Genomic DNA, 2,261 nt, shown 5'->3' with positions numbered 1-2,261 from the left:
TAAACATTTATGGCTTAAAGATGAGTATGCGTCCTATTAGTTAGTTGGTAAGGTAACGGCTTACCAAGACCGCGATAGGTAGGGGTCCTGAGAGGGAGATCCCCCACACTGGTACTGAGACACGGACCAGACTCCTACGGGAGGCAGCAGTGAGGAATATTGGACAATGGAGGCAACTCTGATCCAGCCATGCCGCGTGCAGGAAGACGGCCCTATGGGTTGTAAACTGCTTTTATACGGGAAGAACCACATCTACGTGTAGATGCTTGACGGTACCGTATGAATAAGGACCGGCTAACTCCGTGCCAGCAGCCGCGGTAATACGGAGGGTCCAAGCGTTATCCGGAATCATTGGGTTTAAAGGGTCCGTAGGCGGGATAATAAGTCAGTGGTGAAAGTCTGCAGCTCAACTGTAGAATTGCCATTGATACTGTTGTTCTTGAATTATTATGAAGTGGTTGGAATGAGTAGTGTAGCGGTGAAATGCATAGATATTACTCAGAACACCTATTGCGAAGGCAGATCACTAATAATATATTGACGCTGAGGGACGAAAGCGTAGGTAGCGAACAGGATTAGATACCCTGGTAGTCTACGCCGTAAACGATGGTTACTAGCTGTTCGGCTCGATTGAGAGCTGAGTGGTTAAGCGAAAGTGATAAGTAACCCACCTGGGGAGTACGTTCGCAAGAATGAAACTCAAAGGAATTGACGGGGGCCCGCACAAGCGGTGGAGCATGTGGTTTAATTCGATGATACGCGAGGAACCTTACCAGGGCTTAAATGCAGTTGGACAGGTCTGGAAACAGACCCTTCTTCGGACTAATTGCAAGGTGCTGCATGGTTGTCGTCAGCTCGTGCCGTGAGGTGTCAGGTTAAGTCCTATAACGAGCGCAACCCCTGTGGTTAGTTGCCAGCGAGTCATGTCGGGAACTCTAGCCAGACTGCCAGTGCAAACTGTGAGGAAGGTGGGGATGACGTCAAATCATCACGGCCCTTACGTCCTGGGCCACACACGTGCTACAATGGTAGGGACAGAGGGCAGCTACCCCGCGAGGGGATGCGAATCTTCAAACCCTATCACAGTTCGGATCGGAGTCTGCAACTCGACTCCGTGAAGCTGGAATCGCTAGTAATCGCATATCAGCCATGATGCGGTGAATACGTTCCCGGGCCTTGTACACACCGCCCGTCAAGCCATGGAAGCCGGGGGTACCTGAAGTCCGTCACCGTAAGGAGCGGCCTAGGGTAAAACTGGTAACTGGGGCTAAGTCGTAACAAGGTAGCCGTACCGGAAGGTGCGGCTGGAACACCTCCTTTCTAGAGCTTTGTGTCATAGACACAAGCGACAATTAGTAAAGGGAAGTTCAGAGACCAATTTGGTCTTGATTCTTATGTCAATTCGATTATTATGGACAGTCTCATAGCTCAGCTGGTTAGAGCGCTACACTGATAATGTAGAGGTCGGCAGTTCGAGTCTGCCTGAGACTACTTGAGAGAGTAAGCCATCAGGTTTATAAGTTCATTTGAAACATTGAAAGGAAATTTTAGAGGTTGAGTAGCCGTTATAAGTACTGTTAACTGATAACTGGTTAGCAATTAACTAAATAATGGGGGATTAGCTCAGCTGGCTAGAGCGCCTGCCTTGCACGCAGGAGGTCATCGGTTCGACTCCGATATTCTCCACGATTCCTAGAGATAGAGTGGGTTATAGTTTTTACAAACAACCAGGAAACATATGTTTTTAGTTTGTAAGATCATCGAGACTCTATTGTGAATACGGGAAAAAAGTTCATTGACATATTGAAGAAACAAAGAATACGAGAACACTATTAGATAGAAATATTTAATATAAGTAATACATTATAATACTTCTGTTCTAGCGTAAGTTAGAATAGATTAGAGCATTAAGCAAAGCGCATACAAGCTAGATAAGGGCGTATGGGGAATGCCTAGGCTCTCAGAGGCGAAGAAGGACGTGATAAGCTGCGAAAAGTCGTGGGGATTGGCACATACAAATTGATCCGCGAATATCCGAATGGGGCAACCCACTATATTGAAGATATAGTATCCGCAAGGAGGCGAACCCGGAGAACTGAAACATCTAAGTACCCGGAGGAAGAGAAAACAATAGTGATTGCGCTAGTAGCGGCGAGCGAACGCGCAGAAGCCCAAACCAATGAGTTTACGGACTTATTGGGGTTGTAGGACTGCAACATTGTTTGTACAATGAATTAGAACAAGTTGGAAAGCTTGGCCAG

General features: G+C 47.1%; 2 tRNA genes and 2 rRNA genes (1 of these 4 cut by a window edge). All 4 read left to right on the top strand.

Annotated features, from left to right (window positions below):
• Window positions 1–1,320: ribosomal RNA gene (locus ACSHZO_RS15655) — 16S ribosomal RNA — on the top strand; the annotation flags it as partial.
• A 97-nt stretch (window positions 1,321–1,417) separates the two neighbouring features.
• Window positions 1,418–1,491: transfer RNA gene (locus ACSHZO_RS15650), tRNA-Ile, on the top strand.
• Window positions 1,492–1,612: 121 nt separating this feature from the next.
• Window positions 1,613–1,686 (top strand) — tRNA-Ala (locus tag ACSHZO_RS15645).
• Window positions 1,687–1,920: 234 nt separating this feature from the next.
• Window positions 1,921–2,261: ribosomal RNA gene (locus ACSHZO_RS15640) — 23S ribosomal RNA — on the top strand; its annotated part runs 2,347 nt beyond the window's last position; the annotation flags it as partial.

The sequence above is a fragment of the Christiangramia sp. 3-2217-3z genome, assembly GCF_051195275.1.
Classification (GTDB): domain Bacteria; phylum Bacteroidota; class Bacteroidia; order Flavobacteriales; family Flavobacteriaceae; genus Christiangramia; species Christiangramia marina.
This window is presented reverse-complemented; position numbering and strand designations above follow the sequence as displayed.